Annotated in this window: 16 protein-coding genes; 6 read left to right on the top strand and 10 right to left on the bottom strand. The window is 41.8% G+C overall.

Annotated elements, in window-relative coordinates:
* Window positions 1-343 precede the first annotated feature (343 nt).
* Together AB5443_RS23050 and AB5443_RS23045 are read right to left on the bottom strand one after the other, a co-directional pair.
* Window positions 344-751, bottom strand: a complete 408-nt coding sequence (locus AB5443_RS23050) for a hypothetical protein (RefSeq protein ID WP_191029627.1) — start codon at window positions 749-751, stop codon at window positions 344-346.
* A gap of 168 nt (window positions 752-919) precedes the next feature.
* Window positions 920-1,174 (bottom strand): type B 50S ribosomal protein L31, encoded by a 255-nt coding sequence (locus tag AB5443_RS23045; RefSeq protein WP_004300906.1) that lies wholly within the window; start codon window positions 1,172-1,174, stop codon window positions 920-922.
* Window positions 1,175-1,546: 372 nt separating this feature from the next.
* On the opposite strand from AB5443_RS23045, the gene AB5443_RS23040 reads away from it, so the two are divergent.
* Window positions 1,547-2,551 carry a class II fructose-bisphosphate aldolase gene (locus AB5443_RS23040; RefSeq protein WP_022137411.1) on the top strand — a complete coding sequence of 335 codons (1,005 nt, stop codon included), beginning with the start codon at window positions 1,547-1,549 and terminating at the stop codon, window positions 2,549-2,551.
* A gap of 100 nt (window positions 2,552-2,651) precedes the next feature.
* On the opposite strand, the gene AB5443_RS23035 is transcribed toward AB5443_RS23040, so the two are convergent.
* The 7 genes from AB5443_RS23035 to AB5443_RS23005 form a co-directional block, all read right to left on the bottom strand.
* On the bottom strand, window positions 2,652-3,965 hold the full coding sequence (locus AB5443_RS23035; protein WP_044656133.1) for a hypothetical protein: 1,314 nt from the start codon (window positions 3,963-3,965) through the stop codon (window positions 2,652-2,654).
* A gap of 255 nt (window positions 3,966-4,220) precedes the next feature.
* Complete coding sequence (locus AB5443_RS23030) at window positions 4,221-5,381, bottom strand: sodium ion-translocating decarboxylase subunit beta (protein ID WP_022137409.1); 1,161 nt, start codon at window positions 5,379-5,381, stop codon at window positions 4,221-4,223.
* A gap of 1 nt (window position 5,382) precedes the next feature.
* Window positions 5,383-5,814 (bottom strand): biotin/lipoyl-containing protein, encoded by a 432-nt coding sequence (locus AB5443_RS23025; RefSeq protein WP_022137408.1) that lies wholly within the window; start codon window positions 5,812-5,814, stop codon window positions 5,383-5,385.
* 24 nt (window positions 5,815-5,838) lie between these two features.
* On the bottom strand, window positions 5,839-6,759 hold the full coding sequence (locus AB5443_RS23020; protein ID WP_044655720.1) for an OadG family transporter subunit: 921 nt from the start codon (window positions 6,757-6,759) through the stop codon (window positions 5,839-5,841).
* 31 nt (window positions 6,760-6,790) lie between these two features.
* On the bottom strand, window positions 6,791-8,344 hold the full coding sequence (locus AB5443_RS23015; protein ID WP_044655719.1) for an acyl-CoA carboxylase subunit beta: 1,554 nt from the start codon (window positions 8,342-8,344) through the stop codon (window positions 6,791-6,793).
* A gap of 29 nt (window positions 8,345-8,373) precedes the next feature.
* Window positions 8,374-8,778, bottom strand: coding sequence for a methylmalonyl-CoA epimerase (gene mce / locus AB5443_RS23010; RefSeq protein ID WP_008999807.1), 405 nt, complete (start codon window positions 8,776-8,778; stop codon window positions 8,374-8,376).
* A 175-nt stretch (window positions 8,779-8,953) separates the two neighbouring features.
* Entirely contained in the window at window positions 8,954-9,952 is a 999-nt protein-coding gene (locus AB5443_RS23005) for a GNAT family N-acetyltransferase (RefSeq protein WP_277135515.1), read from the bottom strand.
* A gap of 242 nt (window positions 9,953-10,194) precedes the next feature.
* Between AB5443_RS23005 and AB5443_RS23000 the strand changes: the two genes are divergently transcribed.
* The 3 genes from AB5443_RS23000 to AB5443_RS22990 all read left to right on the top strand — a co-directional run bounded on the left by AB5443_RS23000 (window position 10,195) and on the right by AB5443_RS22990 (window position 15,805).
* Window positions 10,195-13,311 carry a TonB-dependent receptor gene (locus tag AB5443_RS23000; protein WP_277135516.1) on the top strand — a complete coding sequence of 1,039 codons (3,117 nt, stop codon included), beginning with the start codon at window positions 10,195-10,197 and terminating at the stop codon, window positions 13,309-13,311.
* Window positions 13,312-13,324: 13 nt separating this feature from the next.
* Window positions 13,325-15,124, top strand: coding sequence for a RagB/SusD family nutrient uptake outer membrane protein (locus AB5443_RS22995; RefSeq protein ID WP_277135517.1), 1,800 nt, complete (start codon window positions 13,325-13,327; stop codon window positions 15,122-15,124).
* 138 nt (window positions 15,125-15,262) lie between these two features.
* Window positions 15,263-15,805, top strand: a complete 543-nt coding sequence (locus tag AB5443_RS22990) for a carbonic anhydrase (RefSeq protein ID WP_022137502.1) — start codon at window positions 15,263-15,265, stop codon at window positions 15,803-15,805.
* Window positions 15,806-15,882: 77 nt separating this feature from the next.
* On the opposite strand, the gene AB5443_RS22985 is transcribed toward AB5443_RS22990, so the two are convergent.
* Window positions 15,883-16,104, bottom strand: a complete 222-nt coding sequence (locus tag AB5443_RS22985; RefSeq protein WP_073342472.1) for a hypothetical protein — start codon at window positions 16,102-16,104, stop codon at window positions 15,883-15,885.
* 102 nt (window positions 16,105-16,206) lie between these two features.
* On the opposite strand from AB5443_RS22985, the gene AB5443_RS22980 reads away from it, so the two are divergent.
* Together AB5443_RS22980 and AB5443_RS22975 are read left to right on the top strand one after the other, a co-directional pair.
* Window positions 16,207-16,743, top strand: coding sequence for a nitroreductase family protein (locus tag AB5443_RS22980; protein WP_022137505.1), 537 nt, complete (start codon window positions 16,207-16,209; stop codon window positions 16,741-16,743).
* 2 nt (window positions 16,744-16,745) lie between these two features.
* Complete coding sequence (locus AB5443_RS22975) at window positions 16,746-17,081, top strand: hypothetical protein (RefSeq protein ID WP_022137506.1); 336 nt, start codon at window positions 16,746-16,748, stop codon at window positions 17,079-17,081.
* Window positions 17,082-17,088 lie beyond the last annotated feature (7 nt).

Below are 17,088 nucleotides of genomic sequence, written 5' to 3'. Positions count from 1 at the left end.
ATGAACTAATTTCGAGCTTGTGCAGATTTATTTTTAATGCTTAATGGATTTATGGTTAATGATGCATGGCTTTATTCATCTGACAACTGTTTCTTTTTCGTCTGACAGTTGTTAGACGAAAGAATAACAGTTGTCAGACGAAAGTTCAACAATTGTCAGACGAATAAAGTTATGTATAACTGGGATTAAATCATTGCATACTACCAATAAAATTTTAGAAAAACTAAGTTTAGTTCATTTCCATACAGTTTTACTCTCCTTCAGTCATTGAATCACATTATTAATAAAAACAATCCCCGGCAGTGATACTGTCGGGGATTGTTTTTATTAATTTACTGGAACTTTAGTTCCGTTGTCTTTTAGGTTTTCCGGAAAAGATAGTCAGTTCGAAAATAGTAAATATGATTTCGACTGTTGAATAACCGTTGAGGTCATATTCCAGATTCTCGTTATCGGAGTAGTATCTGAGATAAACAGTTGGAGTTCCATTATCGAAATCAAGGAAAAGATAAGAAGTGTAATCGTAAATCCCCAAATTGGCAAATTCATTTAGTATGGCAGTGTTGAAAAGCGTACACCACCCTGTTGTTTCTTCGTTTCCCGACATCTCGAATCTGCGGTGTTCTTTGTTGAAAGCATCTTCATTCACATGTTTGAGTTGTCTTTTTATGTCTGAACTGAAAGACAGACGTTGTCTGATGAAATTGAGTACCTCTTCTTTTGTCATTTGTTTTAATTGAGCTATTTCCATTCTATTTGTTTATTAAGTCACCAAAGGTACTCTCTTTATTCGGTAATCAAACAAAAAAGAAGTGTTTCTTTTAAGAAACTTACTTTTTGTCGTAAGGGCACTTTAAACGAAAAAGAGGAAATTCTCAGTGAGAATCTCCTCTTTTTTCATCTTTAACGAAAGATTGAGTTATTTCTTCTTACGGTCACCGTAACGGCTCATGAACTTATCAACGCGACCTGCAGTATCCACCAATGTAGATTTACCTGTGTAGAACGGGTGAGAAGTGTTAGAGATTTCAATCTTCAGCAACGGATAAGTTTCACCTTCGAATTCGATGGTTTCTTTTGTTGCTACAGTTGATCTAGACAAAAACATGTCACCATTTGACATATCTTTAAATACTACCGGACGGTATGATTCTGGATGAAGGCCTTTTTTCATTTCAGTATCTGTTTTTTTTAATTTATATTCTGTTACTATTTTGGTAAGAAATAGTGTAATGGTCATTTTCAGAGCGCAAAGATAATGTATTTCCGTGAAATAGAAAAAGGTTTTGCAGAAAAAAAGATGATAAAGTACTTTAGTGCCCTATTGGGGTAATTTAGATTATCTGCTACCTGGCTATTCTATCTTTTAGTCATTTGTTTGCAAGGTGGACATTACAATCTAATGCCGGGCGAGCTTTCCTACTGGAATTTGATGTCTGATTTAAACCTTTTTCTACTATATTTTTCTTTCCGATGTTCGTTATTCGGTGGATAATGCTTACTTTTGCGTAGAATTTTTATTCACTAACAATAAACTTTAAACAAAATGGTAAATTACAAAGATTTAGGATTGGTAAACACGAAAGAAATGTTTGCTAAGGCTATCAAAGGTGGATATGCTATCCCGGCATTCAACTTCAACAATATGGAACAGATGCAAGCTATCATCAAGGCTGCTGTTGAAACTAAATCTCCTGTGATTCTTCAGGTTTCTAAAGGTGCCCGTCAGTATGCTAACGCTACTTTGTTGCGTTACATGGCTCAGGGTGCTGTAGAATATGCTAAAGAATTAGGCTGCGCACATCCGGAAATCGTTCTTCACCTTGACCACGGAGATACTTTCGAAACTTGCAAATCTTGTATCGACTCTGGTTTCTCTTCAGTTATGATCGACGGTTCTCACCTTCCTTACGAAGAAAACGTTGCATTGACTAAGAAAGTGGTTGAATACGCTCATCAGTTTGACGTAACAGTTGAAGGTGAACTTGGCGTATTGGCAGGTGTAGAAGATGAAGTTTCTGCTGACCACCACACATATACTGACCCTGAAGAAGTTATTGATTTCGCTACTCGCACAGGTTGCGACTCTTTGGCTATCTCAATCGGTACTTCTCACGGTGCATACAAATTTACTCCGGAACAATGTCACATTGACCCGGCTACAGGTATGATGGTTCCTCCTCCATTGGCATTCGAAGTATTGGACGCTGTAATGGAAAAACTTCCGGGATTCCCTATCGTTCTTCACGGTTCATCTTCAGTTCCTCAGGAAGAAGTTGCAACTATCAACAAGTTCGGTGGTAACCTGAAAGCTGCTATCGGTATTCCTGAAGAATGGTTGCGTAAAGCTGCTACTTCTGCAGTTTGCAAGATCAACATTGATTCTGACTCTCGCTTGGCTATGACTGCTGCTATCCGTCAGGTATTCGCTGAAAAACCGGCTGAATTCGACCCGCGTAAGTATCTTGGTCCGGCTCGTGACAATATGGAAAAATTGTACAAGCACAAAATCATCAATGTACTTGGTTCTGATAACAAATTGGCTCAGTAATCATCAGATTATTCCAATATAATAAGAAAGGCTGCTTCCGGTTAACGGTGGCAGCCTTTTTAATTGGTGCTAAAGAGGTCTTCTGTCTAAAAAGAAATTATCATTTTCCATTCTGAAAGAAATCTTCAATTTTCTGTTTGCTTTTCAAATCTTTCAGCCAGTTGGCGGCAGCGTTATAATAATTGGCCATTCCCAAAACAAGTTCACCTTTTTCGTTCAATTTAGCTTGCTCGGTCTTATCATCTTTAGGGCGTGTTTTCAAGAATGCTTCCAAATAACGCTCTGTGCTTTTTTTGTCTTTCAAGGCAGAAAAGGATAGGTGGGCCATATCATACAGAATTTTGTGATTTTGCCTGTCGTATTTCTGATAGCGTTCTTTCATGGATGCCAGTTGCTCTTTATACATCTGTGCCATCTTGTAGCAATCAGTCATACCGATGTAAAGCCGCGTCATGCTACTGTCTTTCGGTATCGACAGATTGATAGCCTGTTCCAAATACTCTACTCCCTGTTTTTTCCACGAAGTTTTGGCGCAGGCACGTCCGAGATAATAGAGAAGGTTTACATTTTCCGGATCGTATTTCCGGGCGGCTTCCAAAAAGTCATGTGCTTCGTAATATCTTTCTATTGCATAATAACTGATGCCAAGATAGTAGCAAGTATGGAAGGAGCTGTCTCCTTGGTTCACCAAGTATTGATAACGGCGAATTGCGGTAGGATAATCTTGTTTCAAACAGTACGCCAAAGCATTCTGGCGGTTGACTGCGATATTGGTAGTGTCGATTTGCCGGTATTTCTCTGTGGCTTCGATGGCTTCGTCGAAGTAGGAACCTGCTATATTTATAGCGCCCAGTTTGGCGGCGGCAAGATAATCGCTCGGATATTTCTCCTGAATATTGTAATAGCACCCGGCTGCGGGGAGCGGTTCACCCATTCCTTCGAAACTTTGTGCCTGCAAGTGCAGGGCAATAGCTGAACTGTCTTTCTCTGTCATCAAACTGCTTTCCCCTAATGCGTCCCTGAATTTTTGCAGGGATAGGAGCAGGTTGATATATTGGATACGGACATATTTGTTTTCCGGATTGAGGTCGAGTGCCCGTTCGTAATACTTCAGTGCCTGATTACTTTTGGCAAGCGTACGGCAACATTCGGCTGCTTCAATAAATGCACGGCTATTTGTGGTGTCGTTCGTGATAATCTCCTGATAGGTGGAAAGTGCTTCTGTGTTGAGTCCTAGCCCCCGCAATGCTTTTCCTTTTTGCAGGAGCAGGGGAGTTGTGGGCTTTTTTGCCGCAATAAGAGAAAGTGCTGCCTCGTAATCATAGTTTGCCATTGCTTCCTGGATAGGGTCGAGGTGTTGTGCCATTAACAGGGTGGTGGGACAGAGCAGGAACAATAGAAGTAACCGTTTCATAAATCGTAATTTTAGTGTGTTGTTAATGAGTTGCAAGTTACTAAAATTATTGCATTTACGAAATATTCGTAATATGTTTCAGATAGATTAACGTACCGATAACACTGGATAACATTGCAGAGGAATGTGATACAACGAAAAGAGTGATAATAAAACATGCCTCTTTCCCGGGAAAGAGGCATGTTCGCAGTAGAAAAATCTACTTTTATAGTTTTAAGGCATACCGAATGGAAACCCGGCAGGAGCACCTTGCCCCTACATCAAGAATCCCAGCAGGATACCGGCAGCAACTGCTGAACCGATTACTCCGGCAACGTTCGGACCCATAGCGTGCATCAACAGGTAGTTGGTCGGGTCGTATTCCAAACCGATAACTTGTGAGATACGTGCTGAGTCGGGAACGGCAGATACACCTGCATTACCGATCAACGGATTAATCTTGTTACCCTTCTTCAGGAAGAGATTGAAGATCTTGACGAAGATTACACCTGACGCAGTTGCAATAATGAATGACAATGCACCGAGAGCGAAAATCTTGATAGAGTCGATAGTAAGGAATTCAGAAGCTTGGGTAGAAGCACCTACTGTCAAACCTAACAGGATAGTGATCGTGTCAATCAACGGGCCGCTTGCTGTATTGGCAAGACGACGGGTTACACCACTTTCTTTCAACAGGTTACCGAAGAACAGCATACCGAGCAAAGGCAAACCGGAAGGAACCAGGAAGCAAGTCAGCAACAAACCGATAATCGGGAAAATCACCTTCTCCGTGTGAGAAACGGCACGCGGCGGTTTCATGCGGATGACGCGTTCGTGTTTGGTGGTGAGCAGTCGCATGATAGGCGGCTGTATCACCGGAACCAACGCCATATAGGAGTAGGCGGACACCGCAATGGCTCCCATTAAGTTAGGTGCCAGCTTGGATGAGAGGAAGATGGCGGTCGGACCGTCTGCTCCACCAATGATACCGATTGCTCCGGCTTGCATCGGGTCGAAACCTATTTCCAATGCAATCATGTATGCGCCGAAGATACCGAACTGTGCAGCAGCACCGATCAACATCAGTTTCGGGTTAGAGATAAGTGCCGAGAAGTCCGTCATGGCGCCGATACCCAAGAATATGAGTGGCGGATACCATCCGGAAGTTACTCCCTGATACAATATATTCAAAACTGAACCTTCTTCGTAAATACCGACTTTCAGACCGGCATCCATATTAAAAGGTATATTACCGATCAGCATACCGAACCCGATAGGAATCAGCAACATCGGCTCGAACTCTTTGGCTATCGCCAAATAGATGAACACCAAGCCTACGAGGATCATCACCACGTGTCCTACGGTAGCGTTGGCAAAACCCGTGTAGGTCCAGAAGTCGGCAAGGTTGTTTCCTAAAAAGTTTATAAAATCTCCCATATTATTCGATAATTACGAGGTCATTACCTTCGAGAACAGAATCTCCCTTATTTACATTGATGGCAGTAATCTTGCCGTCTTTGTCCGCATTGATATTGTTTTCCATCTTCATGGCTTCCAATATAATGATGGTCTGTCCTTTTTTTACAGTATCGCCTACATTCACTTTGATGTCGAGGATAACACCCGGTAGCGGAGACTTGACGCCAGATTTGCCGGTAGACGGAGCAGCCGGTTTCACAACTTGGGTAGGAGCGGCAGGCGCGTTAGGCATAGGACGTACCACTACTGGCTTTGCAGCCGCTTTGGGTTGTTTCTCCATTTCTACTTTATAATGTGTACCGTTCACTTCTACATGAGCGATGTTGTCTTCAATATCTCCGATGGTTACTTTATATGAGTTACCGTTGATTTTATATTTATATTCTTTCATCGTTTTTACTTTTTATAGGGTGACTTACTTTCTGGGAGGAGTTTCACGCAACGTGTAAATCTTCGAACTCCACGGTGAGTAGCTGCGTTTCACACGAGTGATGGTCAGTACTGTATCTTCTACGTCGTGTACTTCATCCTGCATTTCGTGCAATGCCATAGAAATGGCAGCGTAAACTTCGCCCGGAGCCTGTGACAGCTCTTTCGCTTCTTGTTTGTCGACGCCTTTCGTTCTCATAGTATTGCGCTTGCTTAAGTTGACTGCAACTTTGCCGACAACTTTGAAAGCAATGAACAGAAGAATCAATCCGCAGAATACCACACTCATAGCAGAAATAGACATACCGATACCATTAGCATCATGTTCCTCGAACTTTTCCATCTTAGCATTACTGTTAAGAGTTTGGTTGTTGGTGCTCGGAGTAACGTATTTGTCACTGCTTGCTCCTTTTACTTCCCATTCTGCTGCACCGTCACTTATGCGTGCATATGATTGGTTAGGGCCGAGAGCGCCTGCCGGTATTACTATCTGATCCATCAGCTTTTTGCCGGAGTCGAATAGGCCAACCCAGTTGGCTGTTTCGGGATTCAGCTTGAAGCTGGTGTGGAATGTTCCGCGGTTAGGCTCGCCGTCCGCCCAAAATAAAGCGTGCTGGCGTGGTTTCACTAGCGTAAGTATATCACCTTTCGGGATAAAATAAGTAACTGTATCGCCCGGTTGGCTGCTTACTTTCAGCAAGCAAGCTGCCAGATCGGCGCTACCGAATGATTTATTGAATATTTCAATCCATGCACTGTGCAGTCCGTAATCATCCTGAAAGTTGGTTTGGTTGTCTATCAGGACTTCGTTCAGCACTAGCTTGTTGTTCGACTTTTTCTCTCCACAGGAAGTCAGTCCAACCAGCAACAGCAAAGAAAGGAATATTCCGATTTTGGTTTTGTTCATAATCGTTCTTGTTTTAATGTGAAAAGTTGGATTACAACGGAATATTACCATGCTTCTTAGACGGGTTGGTCAGCTTCTTGGTCTGCAACTGCTGCAAAGCGCGGATAACACGGAAACGTGTGTTGCGTGGTTCAATCACGTCATCAATGTAACCGTATTTAGCAGCATTGTAAGGATTGGCAAACAGTTTCGTGTATTCTGCTTCTTTTTCAGCAAGGAATTGCGCCGGATTTTCCTGATCCTTGGCTTCGCGTGCATACAGTACTTCTACTGCTCCTGCACCACCCATTACTGCGATTTCAGCTGTCGGCCATGCATAGTTCATATCACCACGAAGTTGCTTACAGCTCATCACGATGTGAGAACCACCGTAAGACTTACGCAATGTGATAGTTACTTTTGGTACGGTAGCTTCGCCGTAAGCATACAGCAATTTGGCACCATGAAGGATAACGCCGTTGTATTCCTGTCCTGTTCCCGGAAGGAATCCCGGTACGTCTACCAATGATACGATAGGAATATTGAATGCGTCGCAGAAACGGACGAAACGTGCACCCTTACGAGATGCGTTACTATCGAGCACACCTGCCAAGTATTTAGGCTGGTTGGCAACGATACCTACGGACTGTCCGTTGAAACGTGCGAAACCGATGATTATATTCTTGGCATAGTCTTTCTGGATTTCCAGGAACTCACCATTATCAACAATAGCACCGATTACTTCGTACATATCGTACGGTTTAGTCGGGCTGTCAGGGATAATATCATTCAAAGAATCTTCCAGACGGTCGATCGGGTCTGTACAATCTACATAAGGAGCTTCTTCAAGATTATTTTGAGGAATGTAGCTCAACAGATTACGAATCAGCGCGAAACCTTCTTCTTCTGTCTTAGCGGTGAAATGAGTGACACCCGATTTGGTAGAGTGAACACTTGCGCCACCAAGGTTTTCCTGGCTTACATCTTCGCCTGTTACAGTCTTTACAACTTTCGGTCCGGTAAGGAACATATAAGAGGTACCTTCCATCATCAATGTGAAGTCCGTCAAAGCCGGAGAATAAACGGCACCACCGGCACAAGGACCGAAGATACCTGAAATCTGCGGAATAACACCTGAAGCAAGGATATTGCGCTGGAAAATTTCTGCATAACCTGCAAGGGCGTTGATACCCTCCTGGATACGTGCGCCACCCGAGTCGTTGATACCGATACATGGAGCACCCATCTTCATTGCCTGATCCATGATCTTACAGATCTTCAATGACATTGTTTCGGACAATGAACCGGCAGAAACTGTGAAGTCTTGTGCAAAAACATATACCAGACGTCCTTCGATAGTACCGCAACCGGTTACTACGCCATCACCCGGATAATGTTTTTTCTCCATGCCGAAGTTCGTGCATCTATGCTCAACGAACATGTCCATTTCTTCGAAGCTACCTTCATCCAGCAACATAGCCAAGCGCTCGCGTGCTGTGTATTTCCCTTTTTCATGTTGCTTCGCAATTGCTTTTTCGCCGCCCCCGAGACGTGCTACGGCACGGCGTTCAATAAGCTCTTTAATTTTTTCAAGTTGATTACTCATGAGTTCTTGTTAGTTTTTAGAGTTTATGATTAATGTTCGCAGAGTTCTGTCAGCACGCCAAGAGTTGATTTCGGATGAAGGAAAGCGATGCTCAAACCTTCGGCACCTTTGCGTGGAGCTTTGTCGATGAGGCGGATTTCTTTGCTTTCAGCTTCAGCCAAAGCATTAGCTACGCCATCTTCAACAGCAAAGGCAACGTGATGAACACCTGCACCTTTGTTTTCAATAAATTTGGCAATGGTACTCTCAGGGCAAGTCGGCTCCAACAGTTCGATTTTTGTTTCGCCTACTTTTAAGAAAGCGGTTCTTACTTTTTGATCTTCCACTGTTTCAATGTTGTAACACTTCAGACCTAATACATTTTCGTAGTAAGGAAGGGCTTCTTCGATGCTTTTTACAGCGATGCCCAGATGTTCAATGTGTGAAATCTTCATAACTATACTTTTATTATTTGGTTTTAATTATGTGCTTATACGGCATAAAACAGCACAAAGAAAGACAATTCTTACCTAATAAAGAAATATTTCAGCATTTAATTGTTGGGTTATAAAGCATAAAAAATGGTAGGGAAGTGGCACAAGAAGTCGTTTTGTAATCTTGAGATTGCATTTAGACATAAAATTTGACTAGGAGTTTGTTCAGCCAAGTCCAACTGACGCGGAACCAACGGCGCGTGCTACTCTGCTTTCCGCCGAAGCGAAGCACGAAATCACGATAACCATGTTTGCGGAACGGAAGTCCTACGTCCATAAATTCCATATGTCGGAATCCTCGTTCGTGAGCGTCTTCCAGGGCTTTCCAAACGGCGAGTACACCCGGATATTGCATCGCATAGGTCTTTCTCATTCCCCCTGAAAACCAAAGGAATGCATTGTCATCGGAATAGATGCAGACGGAACCTCCGATAATTTTCTCCTTATATTTGACGATGAATATTTTTGCCTGTTTTCCTTTGATAAACATACTGTTCATATGCCGGAAGAAATCATTGGCAGGGAAGTATCTGCGTATGCGGGATGAATAGACTTTGTGCAGCATCCGTGAGAAATCACGTATTTCTTCTACCGTATGTGCTTCTTCTACTCTTGCTCCGCTATTAAGTCCTTTTTTAATCTGCCGGATACGCGACGGACTGAACCGGTCTTCAGTCTTTTTCATACTGTGCAGTGAATTTCGCACCCGTAACCAATTGACCGGAAAGTAATCATTGCTTCGGAAGAACTTGTAACCGAACATGGCATTATTCAGATTACGGAATTCAATAAGGAAGCAGGTACGTGATGCTTCCTGGGTAAGATGCTCAAGCATCTCGCCGAAAACTTCTTCCGCCTTTTCTTTATTAGTATAGAGAGTTTCATCCAAAGCTTCGCCTTCACTATATACCACGCAGTGCTTCACCAAAGAGGATGGAAGCCATCTCTTTGCCTTACGGATAGCGGCAAGTAAGCGTGCCACCGGTTTGCCGTCTTCTGTCGCTACTATTAATAAGGGTGTATAGCCCGGAGTCGCTTCATAAATCTGAAACAGCTCTTTGGAGTGGAATGTGTTCTTTCCCGATAAATCAGGAATATCCTTTCCTTTATAATATGTGGTTAGTTTAAGTGGCATCCAAGTACAAATTTACACTTTTTATTCTTCATTCAACAATAAAACAGAGAATTTGTTGGCAATGTTTAAACTTGTCAGTCCTTTCTTTAAAGCAGGCATATGGAAAAAAAGAATGAAAAAGAAGAATTTTTGCATGATAATGAGTTATTTGTGGGTACAAAATAAAAAATATAGCGTCTCTTTATAGATTTGAAACAAATATGTTATGTCAAATAATTAATATTAACTTTAACTTAAGACGAATGAGAGATTATGCATTTGTTGAAATGTGGAAGATGCAACATAGACGCATTTCCATGATTTTGGGGCTGGCTTTATTATGTTCCCCTATTCCATATTCTGTTCAGGCAGAAAATGGGAGCTCTAATACTATGGTACAGATTACGGCACAAACAAAAACTGTGAAAGGAACTGTTTTGGATGAGAATGGAGAACCTTTGATTGGTGTCTCTATTGTAGTGAAAGGTACGGGTACCGGTACAATTACTGATTTTGACGGTAAATTCTCAATTGATCTTCCCGGAGGGAGTAAAGAACTGTTGGTTTCTTATATCGGATACAAAGATCAGACTATAACTGTAACGGGAAGTTCACCGTTAAGTGTGAAAATGATTCCGGACACGCAAGCTTTGGACGAGGTAGTGGTGATTGGTTATGGTACGGTAAAAAAACGTGATTTGACAGGAGCCGTTACTTCCGTTAAAAGTGGAGATATTACAGTAAGTCCGGTGAATAACCCGATGGAAGCACTCCAGGGAAAGGTGGCTGGTCTGGATATTATGAAATCTTCCGGTAAGGCAGGATCTGATGTCGATATTCAATTACGCGGAACTCGTTCCATTTACGGCTCAAATTCTCCTTTGTTCATTATTGATGGAATCCAAGGAAGTTATAATCAGGTGAATCCTGCTGATATTGAGTCTATTGAGGTGTTGAAAGATGCTTCTTCAACTGCCATTTACGGTTCGGCCGGAGCGAATGGTGTTGTAATAATCACTACCAAGCAAGGCAAGACCGGAAAGGCGACGGTCAACTTTGATGCCTATGTCGGTGTAAGCGGATTTGCAAAATTTCCTCACGGCATGATCGGTGATGAATATGTTAATCTGAAAAGGGAAGCATGGAGGACTAAGAATAATGAGGAGTATCCTGAATTCATGTCTACCATCTTTGATAAGCAGGGAGTGCTAGATGCATATGACGCAGGCAAGTGGATTGACTGGGTAGATGAGGTTATGGGTAAGAACGGCGTCCAGCAAAACTACAATTTGTCAATAACAGGAGGAACTGAAAAAACGAAGATTTTTGCTTCCTTGAATTATAACAATGAAGAAGGGTTGATTAAGAATGATAACCGTAAGCGTTATAGTATGCGTTTGAATCTGGATCAATCTATCTTTTCCTGGGCTAAGGTAGGTTTTAATACAAACCTGACATATACAGATGGAAATACCCGTAATCAAAGTGTTTTTGTAAATGCGTTGACTTTCCTGCCTTTAGGGGATGTTTATGACGCTGGTGGTAATATTAATTATGAATATTGCAAAGATGGCGGGAAGGTCAATCCGATGGCTGATGAAGCCAAAGACCAGTATGTGAATAATACCCGCAGCACTTATTTTACCGGCAATGCTTATTTGGAATTAACCCCGCTGAAGGGATTGACTTTTAAATCAGTGTTGGGAACGACTTTGAGTAATTCCCGCAACGGTGTTTTCTTTGGAAAAAAATCAATAGCCAATATTACTTCCGGCTATCAGGCGCCTCTTGCCGAAATATATAATAGTGCTTCTTATGCTTATAGATGGGAAAATGTACTTACTTACAACTTTACATTAGCTAAAGACCATAGTTTTGGCGTGACGGGAATCACATCTTATTCCAAAAATCAAGATGAAGCAAATGAAAGCCATGCTCAAGGTCAGGAACTGGCGGCACAGTCATTTCATAATTTGAGCGCGGGAACGGAAAAAGTTCAGGTAGCGTCAAGCTTTTCGCAGACACAGTCGATGTCTTATGCTTTCCGTTTGAATTATAGCTATAAAGGGAAGTACTTGTTCACATTCTCCAATCGTTGGGATGGGGTTTCCCATTTGGCGGCAGGACATAAATGGGATGCTTTCCCTGCTGCTGCAATCGGGTGGCGTATCAGTGATGAGACGTTTATGGAGAAGACTCAGAATTGGTTATCTAATCTGAAATTACGTGCCGGCTATGGTGTAACGGGTAACTCCGGCCGTAAAGATGCCGCTTATTCTTCTACTACGGGTAGTTATACTTATCCTTCGGGAGTTGGCTTCGGCAATAGTGCAGCCGGACATATTCAGTACGGCGGTACATATGGAAATCCGGATGTTGGATGGGAGAAATCATATAATACGAATATCGGTATTGATCTTGGACTATTCAATGGGAGGATTAATCTGGCGGCTGACTGGTATAATACAGATACAAAAGATTTGCTGTATTCACGTACAATGCCGATTACTTCCGGAATAGCTGCATGGGGATCACCGATGAAAGCATGGCAGAACCTCGGTGAGACTAATAATAAAGGTATTGAGTTGTCGCTGAATACCCAAAACATTGTCAAGAAGAATTTCACCTGGTCTTCCAATATTACTTTTACGGCTAATAAGGAAAAAATTGTCTCTTTGCCGGATGGAGACGTAAAGGCGGAGAAACTCTTTGAGGGTGAGGCAATCAGTGTTTTCTATGATTTCAAGTATTTGGGAATATGGTCGACCGCCGAAGCTGAAGAAGCAGCTAAATATGGCTCTAAACCTGGTGACATAAAGGTCGCTACCGACGGCTCTTTTAATGACAAAGGTATCCATTCCTACAGCAGTAATACGGATTATTTTATTTTAGGTAAAAAAACGCCGGACTGGATTCTTGGCTTCCAGAACAATTTTACTTATCGTGATTTTGATTTGAGTTTCTTTGTTATGGCGCGCTGGGGGTATATGGTTAATAATGACGTTATCACTCGTTACAATCCGACAACTAGTCTGGATAACTCACCGACAGGAAGTGATTATTGGACTCCGGAAAATCAGGGAGCTTATTTGCCTCGTCCGGGACTTCATGACAAGGCCGCTGATTATAAAGGATTCACTTCTCTTGCTTATATGGACGGTTCTTATATCAAAGTGAAGAATATTACTTTAGGTTACTCTCTCCCGAAAAAGTGGCTGGCTAAGATTCGCATGGAAAAACTTCGCGTATACGCAACAGCTTATGACCCGTTTATCTTTGCCAAAGAAAAACTGATGAGAGATCTTGACCCTGAAAATAACGGTGCGTCCAATTTCCCATTGACCAAGAGATTTGTATTTGGTGTAAATGTAACCTTTTAATTAATTGAGAGTTATGAAAAATAGAAAAATATACAATATATTGTTAGCTGCGGTTTGGATTCTTGGAGGAGCGTCTTGTTCTTTGGATGAATATAATCCGGGCGGTTCTTCTCTTGAAGCATTAATGACAACACAAGATGGCTTCAAGCAGGCTATAAATAATTGCTATTTCGGTTTGCAACGTAGCTTTTATGGTAAGCAGATTTATATCGAATTGGCAGAAGCAGGTACAGACTTGTGGACAGCCAAACAGAATTCTAATACAAATGCCAACTATTTTAAATATGCGGAAGGTGGTTCTATGAACCAAAATATGGCTCAAAGTATCTGGAATTCGGGATATGACGGCATAGGCTCATGCAATATAGCACTCGCGTTGGCTGATAAGGTAATAGATTGGGATTCGGAAGAGGTTAAGAATGAAGTGCTTGCCGAAGCGCATTTCCTGAGAGCCCTATATTATTATAATTTGGTGGAGATATTTGGCGGAGTCACATTTATCACTGCTAAAAATGAAGGTGTGGATACAGCTCCCGTCAGGACAGAACCTTTGGAAATTTACAAAAACTGTATTATCCCGGATTTGGAATTTGCCGCTACTTATTTACCGATATCCCGTCCCAAGGAAGAAGGACGTGCATTGCGTAAATCTGCCAAGGCTTATTTGGTAAAGGCTTATCTGACAACCAAAGAATATGGATGCTCTGATTATTTGCAGGCTGCCAAGGACTTGGCGGATGAGCTAATTCGGGATTGTGAGACTGGTGGAGCAGATTTGGATACTTATATGTACCCTACCTACGACGATGTTTTTGCTGATGCCAACAATCAGAATAACAAAGAGTCTATGTTCTCAATTGCTTGTAGTACTCAATATGGAAGCGTCAATAAATGGCAAAATAATTTAAGTTGGATGGAATTCTATTGCAACACATATTATTTTCCGGCTATTGAGAAGACGGAGGATGGTATAAAGCAGTGGGGAGGTAATCCGGAAGGAACATTTATGCCTTCTAAATATTTGATGGACTTGTATGTTCAATCTGATAATAAGTTAGATCCCCGTTATGCCGCTTCTTTCAAGACTTCATGGAAAGCTAACAAAGATTTCACCTGGTCGGAAGATAAAATCAAGGAGATGGATAGAGAAGGTAATATTACAACTAATACTTCTTTGGCTGCGGGCGATGAAGCTATTCGTGTTATACGACCCGAGGAAGACGATTATGTAACTTTGGCAGCGAATAAATTGAAGGCCGATTATATGATTGTTGATACAAAAGATTTATATGGTACTGATGGCAAGGTCAAGATGAACTATACTCGCCAGAATGACGGGAAAACGGTTTTAAATCCTTTTTATTATTTCTATCCGTCTTTGTCCAAGTTCAATACAACCAATATTATTGTTTCTAACTGGAGCAAAGGACGCTATGGTAGTAATGCTTCCATTATAACTATGCGTATGGCTGAAATCTACTTGTTGGCAGCCGAAGCGGATATTTATCTGACAGGTGGAACGAATGCGAATAAATATATTAATAAGGTGCGTGAACGGGCTAATGCTTCTCAATACAACGGTGCAGTAGATATTCAATATGTATTGGATGAACGGGCGAGGGAACTGGCCGGTGAAAGTGTCCGATGGTTTGATTTGAAGAGAACGGGTAAATTGACCGAAGATTATTTGCAGCAGAAAAATCCGGATGTCGGTCAGTATTTCCGGGATAATACCCATACTGTGCGTCCTATTCCGCAATCATTCACGGAGATTATAGAGAATGGTGTGGAGTATCAGAATCCGAATTATTAATATGTTCGGGATATTGATGAAATGATAGTAGGTTAAAATTTGATAGAGAAGGATATATCTTGTGGTGTATCCTTCTTTTTTTATCCTGTTTTGTTTATTTTTGCTGTATTAATACGCACTGTAAATGAAACAACCACTATGATTGAAGAAATTTTAGCTTACAACAAGCATTTTGTAGAGAAAAAGGGATATGAAGAGTATATTACGAACAAGTATCCCGACAAGAAAATAGCTATTCTTTCCTGTATGGACACCCGGCTGACTGCTTTGTTGCCGGCCGCGCTGGGTATAAAGAATGGGGATGTAAAAATGATAAAGAATGCAGGAGGGGTTATTTCCCATCCTTTTGGTAGTGTGGTTCGTAGTCTGCTCGTTGCTATTTTTGAACTCGGTGTCGAAGAGATTATGGTGATAGCCCATTCCGATTGCGGAGCCTGTCATATGCACAGCGAAGAAATGCTTGAAAAAATGAAAGCGCGGGGAATTAATCCCGAATATATCGACATGATGAGTTTCTGCGGAGTGGACTTCCATGCATGGCTGGATGGTTTTGAAGATACGGAAAAGTCGGTGAGGGGAACGGTAGATTCTATTGTACGCCATCCTTTGATACCTTCGGATGTGAAAGTTTACGGATTTATTATTGATTCTACTACAGGAGAGTTGACGAGAGTAGTATAAGCAGGCTCTTTATATCTTATCAGGAATCTCTTTAGATTGTCAGGCTTCTCTTTCGGATTATCAGGACTCTTTTCGGATTATCGGAAATCCAACCGGAATATTGGAAAATCCCTTTGGAAAAGGACAAAAAAATAAGGCAGCTCTTTGTTAGCTGCCTTTATCTTTTTGCGGTTATATACTTTCTTTGACTGGTGCACCCGTTTATGACAAATGGGGTGTCCGTACATCTCGATTTCAGCCTCCCGGCTTGCCTTACGATTCGCTTTAATGTAATCGTCCTGCGTAATTTGCTTTTTCATACCATGATATTATTTGTCAGTGCAAAGATACTATTTTATTTTCGATTACGCCTGTTTTGCACTATCTTTGCAATTATTAATCAAATGAAACCCGGAAACAATATGGAAAATTTCAGTGAATTGATAAAGAACCGTCGCAGTATGCGCAAGTTTACCGATGAAGAGCTGACACAGGACGAAGTCGTTACATTGATGAAAGCAGCCTTGATGTCCCCCTCTTCCAAGCGCAGTAACAGTTGGCAATTTGTAGTAGTCGATGATAAAGAAATGTTGAAAGAACTGTCTCATTGCAAAGAACAGGCTTCTTCCTTCATAGCCGATGCCGCTTTGGCGATTGTCGTAATGGCTGACCCGCTGGCGAGTGATGTCTGGATTGAAGATGCCGCTATTGCTTCCATTATGATACAGTTGCAGGCGGAAGACCTCGGGCTGGGGAGTTGCTGGGTACAGGTGCGTGAACGCTTCACTGCTACCGGAATGCCTTCCGATGAATTTGTACATGGCATACTGGATATACCTTTGCAACTTCAGATTCTTTCCGTCATAGCCATCGGGCACAAAGCAATGGAACGCAAACCCTTCAACGAAGAACATCTTCAGTGGGAGAAAATTCATATTAACAAGTTCGGAGGAAAATAACGATGGGAGCTGCCAAAGCAAATAATAGCAAAGATACCTATATGGCTACCGCCGTTACCTTTATGGTAATCGGAGCACTATATCTGATTGATAAACTGATTCATTTTTCTTCCATCGGTCTGCCTTGGGTGATGAATAAGGATAATATGTTGCTGTATGCTTCTATCTGTTTTCTTATTTTCAAACGCGATAAATCCATCGGTTTCGTATTATTGGGACTTTGGTTGGTGATGAATATCGGTTTGGTAATGTCATTGCTGGGTTCGCTTTCAGGATATTTGCTGCCATTGACATTACTCATCATCGGAATTATTTTATTTTGGATTGCAAAACGGTAAAGAAACG

This window comes from Bacteroides sp. RTP21281st1_H5_RTP21281_210402 (assembly GCF_040918965.1).
Lineage (GTDB): Bacteria > Bacteroidota > Bacteroidia > Bacteroidales > Bacteroidaceae > Bacteroides > Bacteroides congonensis.
This window is presented reverse-complemented; position numbering and strand designations above follow the sequence as displayed.

Coding starts and splice junctions, on each gene's coding strand:
- AB5443_RS23015 (WP_044655719.1), bottom strand. CDS start 8,344: ATGAGTAATCAACTTGAAAAAATTAAAGAGCTTATTGAACGCCGTGCC.
- AB5443_RS23025 (WP_022137408.1), bottom strand. CDS start 5,814: ATGAAAGAATATAAATATAAAATCAACGGTAACTCATATAAAGTAACC.
- AB5443_RS22980 (WP_022137505.1), top strand. CDS start 16,207: ATGGAAAATTTCAGTGAATTGATAAAGAACCGTCGCAGTATGCGCAAG.
- AB5443_RS23050 (WP_191029627.1), bottom strand. CDS start 751: ATGGAAATAGCTCAATTAAAACAAATGACAAAAGAAGAGGTACTCAAT.
- AB5443_RS23045 (WP_004300906.1), bottom strand. CDS start 1,174: ATGAAAAAAGGCCTTCATCCAGAATCATACCGTCCGGTAGTATTTAAA.
- AB5443_RS22995 (WP_277135517.1), top strand. CDS start 13,325: ATGAAAAATAGAAAAATATACAATATATTGTTAGCTGCGGTTTGGATT.
- mce (WP_008999807.1), bottom strand. CDS start 8,778: ATGAAGATTTCACACATTGAACATCTGGGCATCGCTGTAAAAAGCATC.
- AB5443_RS23035 (WP_044656133.1), bottom strand. CDS start 3,965: ATGAAACGGTTACTTCTATTGTTCCTGCTCTGTCCCACCACCCTGTTA.
- AB5443_RS23020 (WP_044655720.1), bottom strand. CDS start 6,759: ATGAACAAAACCAAAATCGGAATATTCCTTTCTTTGCTGTTGCTGGTT.
- AB5443_RS23030 (WP_022137409.1), bottom strand. CDS start 5,381: ATGGGAGATTTTATAAACTTTTTAGGAAACAACCTTGCCGACTTCTGG.
- AB5443_RS22985 (WP_073342472.1), bottom strand. CDS start 16,104: ATGAAAAAGCAAATTACGCAGGACGATTACATTAAAGCGAATCGTAAG.
- AB5443_RS22975 (WP_022137506.1), top strand. CDS start 16,746: ATGGGAGCTGCCAAAGCAAATAATAGCAAAGATACCTATATGGCTACC.
- AB5443_RS23005 (WP_277135515.1), bottom strand. CDS start 9,952: ATGCCACTTAAACTAACCACATATTATAAAGGAAAGGATATTCCTGAT.
- AB5443_RS23040 (WP_022137411.1), top strand. CDS start 1,547: ATGGTAAATTACAAAGATTTAGGATTGGTAAACACGAAAGAAATGTTT.
- AB5443_RS22990 (WP_022137502.1), top strand. CDS start 15,263: ATGATTGAAGAAATTTTAGCTTACAACAAGCATTTTGTAGAGAAAAAG.
- AB5443_RS23000 (WP_277135516.1), top strand. CDS start 10,195: ATGAGAGATTATGCATTTGTTGAAATGTGGAAGATGCAACATAGACGC.